Raw genomic sequence first — 16,835 nt, 5'->3', positions numbered from 1 at the left:
TTATTTAGGTCTTCATTATTTTTATATTTCCGATTTAATAGTGCTTATATGGATACGTTATTATAAAAACCACAAAATGTAATTGAAGTTGGAGAATAATACTATTTCTAAATTATACCATTATATTTATTAAGGATAGTAAGGTTTCTACGTATCTAACAGTGTAGGAAGACGTAAGTTTTAAAGCTTAGTTTTCTCTTTTAGGGAATTATTTTCACATATCGTTAATATAAATGGTAGATCTTTTTTTCCACAAGAGAAAGAGGCTGAACCTTAAGTCTAAATCAAATAGACATTAAGGTAGCCTCTTTTTAGTTAATTTGGATGGTAGCAGCTTTTTTCTCAAAGTATGTGTGTAAACGGTATTCACAAATCTGACGAGTCCATTCATAGACAATTGAGCGGTCTTCAGGTGCAATATCGAAATTCACCTTGAAAACTTTCTCCTCATAGGTAACCAACTTATTAGCAGAGCCACCCCACATGGTCATTGGCATCCGTTGAATGAGCGAAGCCACTTTGCGTTCATTATACTCTTCCATTTCTTTTCCCTGCTTATCACTGAAATCAATATTTTTACGGTATGATTTGTCCGTTAGGTAATGATGGAAGGACATTGCTGCATCCACTGCTTGAATGGGCAAAAACCACTCATCCTCACCTCGTGTCAGCATGCATCTGAGTAATACCAGTTTATAACTTTTCGTCATTCCTGTACGCTCAACTTCCAGAAACCATTCTTCATAATCCTCCAGAATCTGTAACTCCTTAACATTTAAATCGCCAGAAGCCTTCAACATGTTGAAATAGGTTCCAAATTCACGCTTGATCATGGACGAGTCCACGCCTGCCTGCAAATGGTATTCAAGATAGGTTGGACGATGACCAAGATCTTTGCGAAGTTCATGACCGTGCATTATCAACAGTTCTTTCCCACGTGCCAACTTCTTGGTCATATGAGAAATCAAATTGATGACTTCCGTATCGATGTTGAATTCACAGCCCTCCGGCAATGTTTGTTCAATTACTCGAGATTCAGGTATCCCGACATACGTTGGGTTGAAGACGCCCCATTTAACATCGGCATTACGGTAGTTCCCTATTAAATCGATAATGACACAGTGATTCTTGCCCTCCACAATCCGAAGGCCGCGTCCGATTTGTTGTGTGAAAACTGCAAGTGATTCAGTAGGTCGAACAAACAGTAATGTGTCGACTTGAGGAATGTCCACACCTTCATTGAATAAATCAACGGTAAAGATAATATCTAATTTGCCGCTATTCAAGCGTTCTCGCGCGGCAAGCCGTTCTTCATTTGGCGTGTTTCCATTCAAAGAAATAGAACGATATCCAGCTTTCTGAAACTGGTTGTTCAGGAAATTTGCCTGGCGGATGGAGGAACAGAATGCTATCGTACGTGATTGCTTATGTATGTTCCATTCTTGCAAAATTTTCTCTGCCATTTCCGAACGCAATTGGACGCGTGCCAATTCTTCTTCGTCATAGTGAGTCCCGAGCCAACGTAACTGTGAGTAATCGGTGTCATCATAAATTCCATAGTAATGGAAAGGGGAAAGCCATTGGTGTTTAATAGCATCGAGAAAATGAATGGATATCGCGACATTTCCGTCACAAAGCCCAAACACATCTTTATTATCTAGACGATAAGGTGTTGCGGTAATACCAAGTAGGAACTTCGGCTTGAAGTGATCAAAGATACGCATGTAGCTTGGTGCACTGGCATGATGGAACTCATCCACGACAATCAGATCAAAGGTATCTGGTTCGAAGCGAGAAAGATGATGTTTCTGTGTCAAAGTCTGAACAGAAGCAAAGAGAAAATCCGCATTTATCGTTTGTTCTTTGGCATTGTAGAATCCAGTACTTTTTTCCGGATGTACATGGGTGAAGGAATGTTGGGCCTGAATTAAAATTTCTTCTCGATGGGCAATGAAAAGTGCTCGTTCAAACTTCTTGGCGAAAAATGCAGCCAAATATGTTTTTCCAAGCCCGGTAGCCATCACTGCCAATGCTTTATTGTAGTCATCTTGCATGGAATCTTGAAGTGCTTGCAATGCCAAGACTTGAGCTGGACGCGGTGTAAGTTCTTGTTGAGTAACATAGGTTTCATTTGTCTCAGCTACTATGGATTGATCCGTAGGTGTTCCGTACATGACTTCCTGTTCCTCTTGTTCAGACCATGCCTGACTAAAAGGTCTTTGCATATTATGTAGAACAAATTGTTCACGATAAAGGGCTAACGTTTCTTTGTTCATTGGGATGGTGCGTTCTTCATAAAACTGTTTCATAAATTCTTCCGAAGCTACCGAAAATAGAACGTCATCCATTGGTGTCAGGACATGCAAGCTCCACTCAATACCACTTGTCAAAGCAGATTTAGATAAATTAGACGAGCCAACGATCACGTGGTTTTTATTGTTTCCACGGAACAAATAGGCTTTAGGATGGAATGATTGTCCTGAACTCTGGAAAAGACGTAATTCAATTTCAGGAAGTTCATTATGAAGAAGTTCCAATGCATCTGGTTGAGTTATGTACAAATAATCACCGACGAGCATCTTGATCTCACACCCACGTGCAGCGGCAGCCTTCAATTGTGGCAACACCAGTTTCACGCCTGAGGTCATAGCAAATGCCGTCATCCAATACATGCTGGAAGAGGATTCACTAAAAGTCTTCAAATCATCAACTAACCGATGTGTAATAAGCCGAGTCTCAGTCATCTTCAACCTCGATAAGGAAGTACCCCTTATCAAAACCTCCACGTTTTTCACGCTTAGCAAGACGGACTTTCTCCAGCTCTTCCTTACTAGAGTCATGGAGTGGTAAAACGGCGTAAATCAATTCTAGTAAATCTGCTAATTCCTCTACCGCTTCTTCATTAGTTGATGCTTGTTGATATTCTTTCAATTCCTCACCTAGTTTATTTTTAATCTCCTCTTCGTGTTGAGATGGTTCCAAAATATTCATTGTATACTTTTTGTTGTCTGCTTCGATAATCGCGGGAATTCCGTCACGAACTAGTTTGTTGTAGATTGGCATGAAATGACCTCCTGAAAATTCATAGATAATTATGAATTATATCATTCAATTTTCCGTTATGAATGATACTATTGAAATAATTACCATATGAGATATAGCCGATAATAAAGCATCACACCATGAGTAGGAGTGGAAACAAATGATTATTTACAATGAAACATCTTCAAAATTCATCGATCATGTACTTGAGCGAAATATTGGAACTGTATTGTCTGAAAAAGTTCTAGAAAAAATGAATAAATCGGTTTCTCCTAGCGAAATTCTTTCCTGGACAAACTCTCTCCCACAAATGGCGAAAATCCTGAGAGATGCGGACCTGAAAGAAGATACGCATGTGCTCTTGGAGTATAAATTGCCTTCGACGGAAAAACGTATTGATTTTTTCATAACAGGTGAAGATAGTGTTGGGAAACAAAATGCAGTAATTGTAGAGCTGAAACAATGGAGTAAAGCAAACGTTGCTGAAGGTGATGGAATTGTTGAAACTTTTTTAGGTAAAAGAGTTCGTGAAACAGTCCATCCATCCTATCAATCCCTTTCTTACAAGCGTTATCTGGAAAACTTTAATGAAGCATTTTATCATGACTCGTCGATTAACTTGAGTTCATGTGCATATCTACATAACTATATCCCTGTCCGTAACCGGGCAGAAGAACCGTTACTCAATGCACGTTATGCAACTTACGTAGAACAATCTCCAATCTACTTTCAGTTTGACGACCAAATATTAATGAAAATGATCAAAGAAGCGGTCTCTGAGGGGAAAGGAACGGAAATTGCAAAGAAAATTGAAGAAGGTAAAATTAAACCTTCAAAAAAATTGGTGGAAGCAGTAAATTCTTTATTTGAAGGTAATGAAGAATTCATTTTGTTGGATGAGCAAAAAGTGGCCTATGAAAAGGTGTTATCGATATACAGAAACTTGGATTTAGCAAATGACGAAAAACATACAATTCTTATAAAAGGCGGACCTGGTACCGGTAAATCAGTCATCGGCTTAAATTTAATGAATTTTCTTTTAGGGGAAGAAGCGACTATTGAATATATAACTCCTAATCAGTCCTTCCGCGAAATACTTAGGAAAAAATTGATTGGCTCCAGTGGGTTCGTTGAAATACGAAATCTATTTAAAGGATCTGCTTCTTATGTAGAGACACCCCGTAACTATTTTGATGTTCTTGTATGCGATGAAGCACATCGTCTTAAGAACCAGGGACATATGAAAAAGAAAATCGACGGAGAAAATCAAGCAACTCAAATTATCAGATCAAGTAGATTGAGTGTGTTCTTTATCGATGATGAACAAGTCATTTCCAATAAAGACATCGGTCGTTTCGAATTATTAAAGGAAGAAGCTGAAAATCAGAATTCGAAGGTCCATGTGGTAGAGCTGGATTCACAATTTCGATGTGCTGGTTCAGGAAACTATCTTGAATGGTTAAATAACCATCTTTATGAAGAGCATAAAGATGTTCAGTTGGATGGAGACTTTGACTTTCAAGTAGTGGATTCACCACATGAGTTGGTAGAAAAAATTGTACAAGAAAAGAAGGGCAGACTTCTCGCAGGTTACGCCTGGGACTGGATCAAGACACCCGTGGATGGAAAATTATCAAACGATGTAGTCATTGAAGAACAGGACTTCGCAATGCCTTGGAATGACCCGAATCGTATTGACTGGGCAATCCAACCCGAATGTTCCCACCAAATTGGCTGTATCCATACAGTACAAGGACTGGAAATGGAATATGTAGGAGTAATCGTAGGACGGGACTTGAGCTTCAACCCCGAGACCAATTCAATTGAAGTGAAGCGAGAATACTTCAAAGATAAAGGTGCAAAACCTGCCAAACCAAAGAAAAAATACGAGATTGACCCACTTGATCAGCTCGTTAGAAATACGTACAAGACATTAATGACTCGTGGAATGAAGGGTTGTTATATTTACTGTTGTGATGAGAAACTTGGATTGTTTATTAGAGAGAAGATGGGTGCTCAGTGTTAATTAAATTGCCTTTGTAAGTAAAAAATTGCTATGGTGTTCTTTAACTAATTAGACTTTGTTAAATTATAGGCTGCCTTTAAATAGCGGCTCTTAGATTTAAATTCGAAGAGACTGTGGGAAACACTTTTTAATGTGACAATCTATATATTGAGAACTTTCTATTTACTGCTAGGAAATTATCTTAACCTAGGTGAAAATGTATTGTGCAGTATGAATTCCAAATCCACATAAAAAAAGAGCAGCATATCGCTGCTCTTTTTCTTACTTCGTTTTTGCATACCAAGCCGGTCTGAATTTAGTTGTTTTATTTCCTTTTTCCATGAATTTGAACACTAAATGTTGGGGTTTATAGGAACTAAGTTTAGTTTCTAAATTCTTGCCACCGACAACGTAGATTGTTTTAGATTTTTCACGATAATCGATCACAATGTATCCAAGGACCAACATCTCTTTAATAAGTGTTGATATAAGATCATTTTCATTTGTCATGGTTTCTTTCTTTGCAGTAGGTTGCAATAAATTAACTTCTTTTGCAGTCTTATCTTTCGATACTTTATCTACCTGTTTAATCATTGTTGAAAATTCCTTGCTACCTCTTTTTACTTCGTTATATATGGAAGGGGTAGAAGGGATCTCTAACTCCATTTTCATCTGTGGAGCAGATGCATTGTAGTCTAAAATATCTTCAGTATCTTTCATTGCTTCAACTGTTGGGCTGTTAAATCCAGCTCGAGCATTTGAAGACAATTTTTCCAATTCAACATCTACTAACTCCGTTTGATCTACGAATAAATCCTCTGCTGCTTCTTCTGTTATTGATTCTTTTTCTATATGAACCGAATTTAGATATTCATTAATTATCTTTTCTGGATTAGAGATGTTATCTTCAGAAGAACTAGAGTCCATGTTTGCCCACTCCGTGTATGGGTGTATGCCCATTTCCTCAACTTTCTTCCATAAGCTTTCTAAGGAGTTTTCGGGATTGTTGTAGTATGTGCTACCAAGGACACGCCAGAATGTCCATCCAGCTCTTTGTAATACACGTTCACGAAGGAAATCACGTTCTCGATCTTCGACTGACGTATGCCAGTGATCCCCGTCGCATTCTACAGCAAGTTTTGATCTTTCACCTTGAATGACCAGGTCGATTCGATAATTTGCTACATTATACTGAGGGATGACTCGATAGCCTTTTGCTACAATTGCATCAAACACATTCAGTTCAAATTTACTCTCACATTTCTCACGATTAGATTCCGTTTCTTCTTTTAAAGGATCTGCAATATAGGTGAGTAGTTGATAGCGTAAACAATCTCGGTTACTAATGTCATTTACAGAGATGGAGTGCATAACCCAGAGTTGGTCTTTTGCTCTGCTGACAGCTACATTGTATCTTTGTCGTGTTTTATCGTCTGCTGCTGCAACAATACGAGTGTTACCATTTGCAACAACCATAGATAAGAAAATTATATCCCGTTCATCTCCTTGGAAGGCATAAGCATCTCCACAAATGATATTTCTTTCCTCCATTAATTCTGCACCTAGTTCTTTTAGAAGCATATTTTGGATCAAGGTTGCTTGGTTGGCACCTAATAGGGAAATGACTCCGAAAGTTTTTCCATCGTATTTTGAATCTTTAATACAGTTTTTAATTTGTTGAACAATTGCTTCTGCTTCCACTTCATTGTAAGCATTTTGCGAAGAACCTTCACGTACACCATGAGGAAGATAGACAGACTTAATTGGCTCCAAGCGGTTTGCTGGATATTGCCGCAACGGGATCAACGGTTTATTTTGATAGGAAATTCGATTAGAGAACCCGATAATCTCAGGCATACATCTAAAGTGTTCTTGTAGTGTTATCGTATCTTTGAACATGATATATGAAACATCGAAAAATGATGTTTTCAAGTTAAGATCTCGTCCAAACGGGAAGTCAATATCTTTAAAAAATTTAGTTTGCAGTTTTAAGATATCTTCATCAGTGATACCGATAATAGTAGGGCTAATTTGTTTATCATCCCCAACAATAATCAGTTTTTTTGCTAAATATTTTAACAGAATAGCGTCATGCCACGATTGGCTAGCTTCATCAATAATTACAACGTCAAATAAGTTTGGGCGAATTTCAAAGTTATCATAAACTTGATTGATCGGCATGATCCAAGCAGGAATCGCCTCAATACATTTCTCCATATGCATTTGGGCATCTGCTCTATATCTAGCTGCATTTTTCCCAGTTCCTTTGCCAATACTTTTGACTGCTCTTGACCAAGCTTTTAAATGCTTACTTTGGCTGTCTGTCATTGTACTAAGCATACTAATCCATGCTTTCGCTGTTCCGATTTCAATTGTTCTATTCTTAATATCTTTTTCAATTTGGTCATATTGCATGGATAGTGTACTTTCACTTTTCTTTGAGAATTCATGAATCCAATTTTGTGTTTGTTTCCATTCAAAAGTACGTTGCCAATAATTTAATCTTTGCTCCCAAACGGGGGAGGTATAAGTTTCAACAAGAGACTTAGCAAGTTCACTGGATTCATTATTTAACTCAGTGAAAATTTTATTAAGTGTATTATCGCGTTTCATGACTTCTTGGAAGTGCTTGTATTGTTCGTACATAGAACTGTATTTAATAGTATCCCTTGTTTCAATAGCTGCGATTACTTCGTTATAAAGTGGATGTGATTGTTCTGTGATGACTGACTTAATAAGTTGAATACTTCCGTCAAAATAAGTGGATTTAGATTTTATATTATTTTTGACTTCCATGATTTCAATGTTTTGGAATAATGAATCGGCCATTTCTTCATTAAAACTGTCCATTGTTAAAAAAGAATGGTCTCCTAATACATTGTTTCGCCATTGTTGAATGTTAAGCACTTTGGTTAGTTGCGAATATGCATTTTCATACTCCCGATAAGCAGTCAGTGGATTAATTGAATCTCTTGTTACGAAAGTCGGAACTAATAAATTCTCAATTTGCTCTTTTGCATACTTTGTTTGAGCATACGCATGTAGCATTTCAATTTGATCAGTTGATGTTATAGCGGCACCGTTATATTTAATTTTTTGTAATTGAGAACTATACTGACGGACTACTTTAGGCTTGTAGATGAAATTACCTAAATTACCTCCATTTGATACGTGAGCATGTAAGTCTTCACTCATTTTCTTTAATTCAACTGTCGTAATATTTTCAGAAGATATCAATTGATCATCGAATTTTCCACTATTTTCTGTAACAGTTTTGAGATGAAGAGATACATTGTTTATAATTTCTTCCCATACGAATCCACGATTTAAGAAAATGTCATCAATCACTTTCATAAGAGATGGATAACTATTGAAGAGTAATGGCCTTTTTAAGTCTTTGTATTCATTTAGAGCAGTTTTTAAATTGGTACGTTCGCTATCGGATAGATTTGAAAGGTTTTGTTGCAATTCATTTTTTTCATTTTCTTTAATTGATTCAAAAAAGGATATTAGTTCAGCTTCTTCTCTTATCGCTTCATCTAGTACATTAATATTCAAATCTGAGACTAGGGTAGGGTATTCAAATTGATTATAGCCATCTGGAGTTTCTAGATTAATATTTTTAATGCGTATGAAATCAGATGCAAGATTTTTTTCTTTCTCCCAGAATGAATCCGGTGTATCAAAGGTTACGGGAGTCGAATACCAATTGTGAGTTCCTGCTTGTTGGTTTACACTCTCTGCAATTTGTTGTGCAGTTCCCTTATAAAGAGTAGTGAAATGAAGTTTATATGTTTCTGCTTCCCGTATTTCCATTAACTCTTTTTTCGTTTTGTTCAAATTGGTTTTAAGTTTTTTTAATTCCAACTCTTTCTTGGTTACTGTTGAAGCCATGCTGGCTAGGTCGAAAAGTTCTTTATTGGTCGATATGGTATTTACAACTTTCTCTAAGTCCTTCATGGAAGTAGAGTCACCACCTAGGAGACTTACAGAAAGATCTTGGAGCTCAGTTGGTAACTTGCTTTTTAATACACCTAGTGCTTTTGCTGTTTGACTTGTTATTAATACACGTTGCCCAGTAGCAAGTAAATGGGAAGTTAGATTGGCAATCGTATGCGTTTTTCCTGTTCCGGGTGGCCCTTGTACAAGTACACTGCTTCTACTGTTTAATGTAGAAATAATTCTATTTTGCTCTTCATTTGAAGGTAGCGGGAAATAAAATTCTTGAGCTTCTTTAAAAGAAGTATCCTCATTAGTTCCTTCATTACTATCCTCATGGGAAGATGATTGGAACATGTTTGATAAGTTGCTTGGTAATTGTGATTCATCCGTTATGGTAAGTAATTGTTCTACGGCTGTTTGACATGCTTTTTGAAAACTTTTTTGAGTTTTTTTTCGTAAAACAAATGCTGGACTTAAAGAGACTATTGCTTCATTCGGCATAATATTCGGAGTATCAAGTGTTTCAATATAGGTTCCTTTTGAATCTAAAGCATGGACGATGGTTTGCAATAGGGAAGCTGTATTTGAATATAAGTCTTCGTCTAGGTCTAATAAAAGACTATGTATTTCTTTACTAACCTCACCTGAAAGTCGATGTTCAACTAATAGCATATCCTCTTCATATTCAAATGTTTTACCTTTTGAAGTAGGGACAATAGTGAATTCGGCTTTCTCTCGATTAAATTGCAATTCTACCTCTGAAGTAAGTAAATGGCGTTCCACTGAATCCTTTTGGTTGAACTTCCACTGAAGAAGTCCTGTACTTACAACAAGTTCCATTGACTCAGAGTAAAGCTGTAAGTTCTGATGCATTTTAAACAGTTTATCGTAAAGAGACTGAATCTCATCAACACGTTTTGCCTCTATGACAAATGGATCCCATCGATTCGTTTTGTATTGATTTATCTGTTCTATAATGTCAGGGTTATCTTCTAATAACTCTTCTATTTCAACGAATGTTTCATCTTCAAGCACTCTTTTGGTTATACTTTTATGGATTTTAAATGAGTATTTTCTGATGTCAATTGCTAACCATTCTTGTAGGTTTTGTGGGACAGGAGTAATAATCGGATAAACGGGCTTTTTGACATATAGCCATTCATCCGTATTGTTACGAAATGCATCTATACATTCCGGTTCATCAGGTAAAATTGAAACCCATAAAACTTCATCATATTTTTTATAACTTGAAACGGGCTTTTGCTTAAGTTGCGAAAGCTCATTTATATATTGAATTAATCTAACGACTTTTTCATTCAAGGGTATTGAAGACATTGAGTCCACCTTCGATCTATTATTTATCTTGGAAAACATGAAAACATTATCAATATTTTAACATACTACTAACAAAAACTGGAGACTTGGTGTATGGGAAAGTATGGTTAGGTAACGGTAACTACCCGATAAATGTAGGATTCCAGTAATTGGTTTGTAAACAAAGTACTATATGAATATCGTCCTGAAAAAATTACAGATTTTATGAGGGATAAATTGAATCGTTATGGTAGAACTGTTACAAAACATGTGAAAATCGAGAAAGACAATAAAATATGCAATGATGGAAACCGACTCCAAAAGTATCGGAAAGAATGTGTGGGGAATTAGTAGTTCCGTACATTTTTCTTGCAGAATAAGAGGACCAAGAAAAGTATAAGGAGAAAGAAAAAAGGAGGTTTTTAAAACTGGAGAACATCTGTATTTTAAATTGAATCCTAACTTCATATCATCTGATACAAATGCCGATTCATTGCTAATTAATGATAGGTACCTGTGCGAAAAACAACTCAGATCATTGACTACAATTGTATATAAATGGATGGGAGAAAAAGATGCTTAAGGTCTTCTGTGGAAATTTCTCCTAGCAAGTACTATAGTATGGGTTTTCTTTAAGTTGTTGATTATTCTCCAGAGTTTATTAAACAATTAATTCAAAAGCATTCTTTCAAAAAATCAAGAACATCTACTTCCATTAAAAGGCGACAATTGTTAGTATAGTAGTCATTACTTGTAGTACTTGTATTATACACATCTAGTTGAGGAGGATTATCTATGGTCTATGTAGATTATAAAGTGTCGTATTCAGACAATTGGTATTGGGTACAACGTGTAAAGCATTATCCTGGTGGGCAGACCTTTGTTGAAAATGTGGGGCGTCATAACAATACACCTGATGCTGAAAAGCAGATGCAAGAGATTAAGGATAAAGAAGTGCGTGACGATGCTGCGGCCATTCAATTGGTGAATAACTATACCATTAGTGCACGGTCAGCTCAAGATGTGCAGAAATTGATTCAGGATATGAGAACCCTATTTACTTAAGGGGAATAGTAATGGTTAAAAATAAACACAGCTAGTGTAACAGGTAATTACACATTTCAAGCTTTAGGATATTCTTCGAAAAATCTATATTAAAAAGAACAGGTACAACGAGAAATAACCCATCTAACAGCTCATTATATCTATCTTTTAAGAATAATATCGATGGTTACGAATCGAGCATTTTGGATTATATGGAATCACCAAATTTCCCTGAAGTATCTTCGTGGGTTGTTGCAGTTGCAAGTCTAGTTGTTATTACTATTGGATTAGGTACTGGATCGGCTGGATGGCTTGCTGCTTTTGCTGCGGCAGGTAATGTTGTATTCTTTCACATCCGCTGGCTATGCTACTTATTACAGAGCTAGTCTAAGTAGAAATGCTCAAGAATATTTACGAAAAGCACAAAATATTATTGCTTACGGTAGCTGGAGTGGTGGCACTTACGGCTTGGTAATTGGTTTCTAAAAGTATATTGTATTGGAAGAGTAATATGAGAAAATATATCCTACTCTTTATTCCTTTATTCTTATTGGGAAACATGACTTGGACTTACTTAAATATTTCTTCAAGCCAGAGTGATCCTCTTCCGTTTATGTTTTGAAATAGTGTCGTTGTCTCTGCATTAATATCTTCCTTCTCTATTCTTCAAGCTTTTATATTATTTAAGCGGGAAAGAGAAAAAGCACTATATAATTCCAAGAAAATAACCAAGGGAGATTCTCTCTTGGTTATTTTTATTAGTGAGTGGGGCCCCTGTGTCAAAAACAATCACGTTAGTTTTAGCTAACGTGATTGTTCATATATTATGATTGTTTCTCAAACAGGGGCATATCAGTAAACTTTAGTCAAAGGAGATGTCAGATTGATATCGAAAGTAGAAAAATTTACATTCTTTTCAGAAACCGAAAGATTAATAGTAAGACCTTTAAAGAAATCCGATTATGAGAAATGGCTCAATGGATTTAATAATCGGTTTGCTTCACACCATCGGCACGATGAAGGTAAAATTGATATGCAAGAATGCACGCAGGAGTGGTTTGCTAACTTAGTTGATAAGTATCAACGATTAGCAAAGAATGATATAGCACATGTATTTGACATTTTCCGAAAGCAAGATGGTGTACATTTAGGAACGGTGGACTTTTCTACCTTAGCGAGAGATGACTTTCAGTGGGCGAGAATTGGTTACACTATACACAATCAATATTGGCAACAAGGGTATGCTAAAGAAGCAGTGAGAGAAGCTCTTCAAATTGCTTTTCGAGACTTGGGTTTCCATCGCATTGAAGCTCATATCAATATTGATAATGAACCATCTATGAAATTAGCAGAGGCTGTGGGCATGAAGTTTGAGTGTAAAAGAGAAGGGTTCATATTTGAATTCGGTGAGTGGACAGATAATCTGATCTACTTTATAAATGCAAACTAGTAAGTCTTTATTCATAGGTGTAGATGGAATTTTGCTGATTTCGTCATTTTTGTTCTGACAGTTCTTATTTAAGAAGATTGCACAATCTCAAAGATTACGTTTAGCATGCCAATAATATATTCGAAGGAGCATCAAAATGAAAAAGAAAATATCGTTCATTCATTCTTCAAAGTTAGCTGCCGTTGATTATGCTTACGCTAGTAGAGTGCCTTCAGGTATGAATATGCTCTATTTCGCGGGAGCATGTCCACTTGATAAGGATGGAAAAGTAACTGGTATTGGTGATTATGCTTTTCAGGCAAAAACCTGTGTGGATAATTTGAAAGTCGCCTTGAAGGAGTGCGGTGCCACAGTGGAAGACATGGTATATACGAGAGTGCTCGTAGCGACTCAAAATCGGTCGGATTTGGTCACGGCATGGGAAGCAATCCGAAAAGAATTCGGTGATCATGATGTCCCGAGTACTTTATCTGGAGTCACAGTACTAGGTTACCCCGATCAATTGGTGGAAATCGAAGCCGTAGCAGCCGTAGAAGACCAAACGGAAGAACAATAACCAAATAGAAGGAACATGCGGCAAATATGGCATCTTCAATAGATTGTTGATTCTTTCCCAAAATCAAAAGCACGGGAAGAATGAGGTATTTTGGTTATAATGATCTTTCTTTTTTATTGGCTGGATTAGCTGAAATAGGTGGTGGATACCTTATATGGTTGTGGTTAAGGGAAGGAAAGTCAGCATATTTGGGGCTTTTTGGAGGAAATGCATTAGTTTTATATGGCATTATTGCTACTTTTCAATCATTTCCTCTTTCGGAAGAGTCTATGCAGCTTATGGAGGGGGATTTATCATACTATCCGTATTATGGGGGTGGGGTGTAGATAAAAAAACGCTTGATTTGTATGATTGGATAGGTGCAGGCATATGTTTAGTTGGTGTATCAGTGATGTTATTAGCACCCCACCATTAATTAATGGGTGCCTGTGCGAAAACAACTCAGAGTATTAACTACAATTTAATGTGGAATTTCAAGAATCTAACAATAAAGATACTGTTTGATTCTTTTTTTGTATAAAAATGCAAATAATTATAATGATATAAATTTTAGAATTCCATTCAATAGAACAATTCTGTCACTTTACTACAATTCTTCATTTTTCTCAGCCGGATAATTTACATATTGATAAACTTTTAATAGAATTAATTTTTCTGAAAAACTTGTACTTTTTGTCCTCTGTGTCAAAAACAATCGTGTTAGTTTGAACTAACGTGATTGTTCATATATTTATGATTGTTCCCCACACAGGGGGACTTCACTAATCCGAAACAGAAGAAACCTCCAATCAGATGGGCTGATTGGAGGTTTCTTCAGTATGAAAGCTAGTAAGTTTTTGCTGAATCTTATGGGATGGCAATGAAAGAGAAGACACCTATTTTTTTGCAAAAATACTTTACAAAAGAAATAGGCGAAAAGATGCAAAAATAGTCATAAATTATTGATTATTCAAATTAATATACATATAATAAGCATCAACAAGCGAAAAAAAACACAAATGAGCGTTAAAGGGGTGTATTCATGCTAGTCATTCAAAGACGGGAATTGATAAAAAATCAAATTGAAGAAATAGGTGAAGTATTAGTAGCCGAGTTAAGTAAGGAACTTAATGTTTCAGAAACAACGATTCGAAGAGATTTGGATTTTTTAGAAAACCAGCAAATTGTCATGAAGACATATGGAGGAGCAGTACTTCACGATAACTATTCGTTAAAATCAGAACCTTTATTCTCAGACCGGTCAGTAACGAATAATGTCCAAAAAAATCACATTGCCAAATCAGCTGCTAGTTTAATTAATGATGGGGATGTCATTATTCTGGATAACGGAACGACTAGCTCGTTGATTGTTAATTATTTGCAAGCTAAAAAAGACTTAACAATTATCACAAACTCGATTCCCATTGCCTATAATTTGATGGCAAGTGAACATATTGATGTAATCGTTCTTGGCGGGCAATTGCGTAAACGGACAGGAGCAATTGTTGGAAACAGCACAATTTTATCACTCCAATCTATGTATGCGGATAAAGTTTTTTTATCATGTAGCGGTGTTTCTATAGAAGGTGGTGTAACGGTTTCGAATATGAATTCAATGGCACTCCGGAAGCAAATGATGGAATCTAGTCAAACAACCATTCTGCTAGCGGACTCTTCAAAAATTGGAAAACGATCCATCTCAAAGATCTGTTCACTGAATGAGATTACAAGTCTTGTTACAGATACTAACTTTGAAGAACAGAAACAATTTGAAGAACTAGGTATAGAAGTTATGGTGGCAAATGAGAATCAGGAGGATTGTCTATGAACATTTCACAAATATCCGAAGAAATTGTCAAGTTGGGAAAGGAGTTAACTGATAAAGGATTAGTTAACGGTACAGGTGGAAATCTTTCTGTTCGGATGGAGAATGTTGTCATATCCACACCCAGTGGTTGGTCATTGGGAGAATTGAAGTCTGCTAGTTTATCCATTACGAATTTAGAGGGGATCACTCTATATGGTCCAAAACCTACAAAGGAATTACCGATGCATTTAGCCATTTATCATGCGAGACCCGATATTAATGCAGTAGTTCATACGCATTCAATATACGCAGTCACATATTCTTGTACAGCCACTGTGGATTCGTTAATTCCGATTTACATTCCAAGTATTGCAGCAAAAGTTGGCAACGTGAAATTGATTCCCTTTGTTTTGCCTGGTTCCAAGGATCTTGGAGAGCTTGTTGGAAAAGAAATTCGACAATACAACGGGTTACTGCTGGAAAATCATGGTGTCATATCGGCAGGAAAAACATTAAGTAAAGCGGGCATCGGCGCTTATGAGATTGAAGACAATTTAAAAATAGAGTTTTTATCCAATCATACAGCACGCAGAATACCGAATCAGTTGGTAAAAGAAATTATCGAAACATATGGAGGTTAAAAAATGGTAAAGACAATGAGAGCACTTACTTTTTATGCACCAAAAGACTTAAAGGTAGTGGAAGTTCCCATTCCCGTAATTAATGAAGATGAATTATTAGTTAGAGTATCATACGCAGGTGTTTGCGGAACAGATAACAGGATTTATCAAGGAACAAAAATAATAGAAGGACCTAGAATAATTGGACATGAGTTTTCTGGTGTAATAGAAAAAGTAGGAACAAACGTACAAAGTTTCTCAGTGGGTGATCATGTAACCGTTTATCCTATGATTTCATGTGGGGATTGCTATACGTGTAAAACTGGTCGAAAGAACATTTGCGTCAATCGAAAAACCATCGGCTATGAAATTGATGGAGGCTTCGCACAGTACATAAAAATACCTAAAATAGCGATAAATATGGGTAATGTATTTAAAGTATCATCAAATCTAGATCAGAAAGTGGTAGCAATTACTGAGCCGATTGCAGCAGCTTTAAATGGAATTAAACGTGCAAATATTCAACAAGGCGATTGCGTAGTTATCATTGGTGCTGGCCCTATTGGTCTATTCCATGTTCAATTGGCAAAATTGAAAGAACCAGGAATTCTAGTTGTCATCGAACCAGATCACGCAAAACGCGAAATCGCATTAAAGCTTGGAGCTACACATACCATAAATCCTTTTGATGAAAATCCGGAAATTCGACTAAAAGAACTTACAGACGGAGAAGGTGCCGATGTAGTTATTATTGATGTTGGTATTCCGAAAATAATTGAAGAGTCAATCGAATATGTCAAAAAAGGTGGAACGTATGTGATCTTTGCAGGTGCCCCGCATGGTTCTAAGATTTCACTTGATCCCAATTTAATTCACTATAAAGAAATCAACTTGACTGGTTCATCTGCTGCTACACCTGAACTCCACCAAGAAGTGTTAGATCTTGTTGAAAGTGGTCAAGTTGACGTTACTCTTCTCATTTCAGAGGTTGTCGGTTTAGATGAATGGGAACGTGCATTGGAGATGAAAAACAGTTTTCAAAAAATAAAGGTCATTATTGATCCATGGGCATAAAG

10 protein-coding genes and 1 pseudogene are annotated in these 16,835 nt (G+C 36.5%); 8 read left to right on the top strand and 3 right to left on the bottom strand.

The features are described from left to right. Positions 1–311 precede the first annotated feature (311 nt). Together GY23_RS09085 and GY23_RS09080 are read right to left on the bottom strand one after the other, a co-directional pair. A complete protein-coding gene (locus GY23_RS09085) occupies positions 312–2,744 on the bottom strand; it encodes a DEAD/DEAH box helicase family protein (RefSeq protein ID WP_075618870.1) in 2,433 nt (810 codons plus the stop codon). Further along, positions 2,737–3,063, bottom strand: coding sequence for a nucleoside triphosphate pyrophosphohydrolase (locus tag GY23_RS09080; RefSeq protein WP_075618869.1), 327 nt, complete (start codon positions 3,061–3,063; stop codon positions 2,737–2,739). The genes GY23_RS09085 and GY23_RS09080 overlap by 8 nt, the downstream gene beginning before the upstream one ends. 139 nt (positions 3,064–3,202) lie before the next feature. Here GY23_RS09080 and GY23_RS09075 point away from each other — a divergent pair, with 139 nt between their 5' ends. Then, complete coding sequence (locus GY23_RS09075; protein WP_075618868.1) at positions 3,203–5,068, top strand: DUF2075 domain-containing protein; 1,866 nt, start codon at positions 3,203–3,205, stop codon at positions 5,066–5,068. Positions 5,069–5,329: 261 nt separating this feature from the next. On the opposite strand, the gene GY23_RS09070 is transcribed toward GY23_RS09075, so the two are convergent. Continuing rightward, positions 5,330–10,324 (bottom strand): AAA domain-containing protein, encoded by a 4,995-nt coding sequence (locus GY23_RS09070; RefSeq protein WP_075618867.1) that lies wholly within the window; start codon positions 10,322–10,324, stop codon positions 5,330–5,332. 774 nt (positions 10,325–11,098) lie between these two features. On the opposite strand from GY23_RS09070, the gene GY23_RS09065 reads away from it, so the two are divergent. The 7 genes and pseudogenes from GY23_RS09065 to GY23_RS09030 all read left to right on the top strand — a co-directional run bounded on the left by GY23_RS09065 (position 11,099) and on the right by GY23_RS09030 (position 16,833). Further along, positions 11,099–11,368 (top strand): hypothetical protein, encoded by a 270-nt coding sequence (locus GY23_RS09065; RefSeq protein ID WP_075618866.1) that lies wholly within the window; start codon positions 11,099–11,101, stop codon positions 11,366–11,368. An 862-nt stretch (positions 11,369–12,230) separates the two neighbouring features. After that, a complete protein-coding gene (locus tag GY23_RS09055) occupies positions 12,231–12,797 on the top strand; it encodes a GNAT family N-acetyltransferase (protein ID WP_075618864.1) in 567 nt (188 codons plus the stop codon). Positions 12,798–12,933: 136 nt separating this feature from the next. Continuing rightward, entirely contained in the window at positions 12,934–13,353 is a 420-nt protein-coding gene (locus tag GY23_RS09050; protein WP_075618863.1) for a RidA family protein, read from the top strand. 80 nt (positions 13,354–13,433) lie between these two features. Next, positions 13,434–13,768 (top strand): annotated as a pseudogene (locus GY23_RS09045) (YnfA family protein). 606 nt (positions 13,769–14,374) lie between these two features. After that, the gene (locus tag GY23_RS09040) at positions 14,375–15,160 is read left to right on the top strand and encodes a DeoR/GlpR family DNA-binding transcription regulator (protein WP_075618862.1); all 786 of its coding nucleotides are present in this window, start codon (positions 14,375–14,377) and stop codon (positions 15,158–15,160) included. Continuing rightward, a complete protein-coding gene (locus GY23_RS09035; RefSeq protein WP_075618861.1) occupies positions 15,157–15,780 on the top strand; it encodes a class II aldolase/adducin family protein in 624 nt (207 codons plus the stop codon). The genes GY23_RS09040 and GY23_RS09035 overlap by 4 nt, the downstream gene beginning before the upstream one ends. Positions 15,781–15,783: 3 nt before the next feature. Beyond that, positions 15,784–16,833 carry an alcohol dehydrogenase catalytic domain-containing protein gene (locus GY23_RS09030; protein ID WP_084544078.1) on the top strand — a complete coding sequence of 350 codons (1,050 nt, stop codon included), beginning with the start codon at positions 15,784–15,786 and terminating at the stop codon, positions 16,831–16,833. The last annotated feature ends 2 nt before the right edge of the window (positions 16,834–16,835 follow it).

It is taken from the genome of Paenisporosarcina indica, from assembly GCF_001939075.1.
GTDB lineage: Bacteria > Bacillota > Bacilli > Bacillales_A > Planococcaceae > Paenisporosarcina > Paenisporosarcina indica.
The sequence above is the reverse complement of the archived record's forward strand: the minus strand, read 5'-3'. Positions and strand labels throughout refer to the sequence as shown.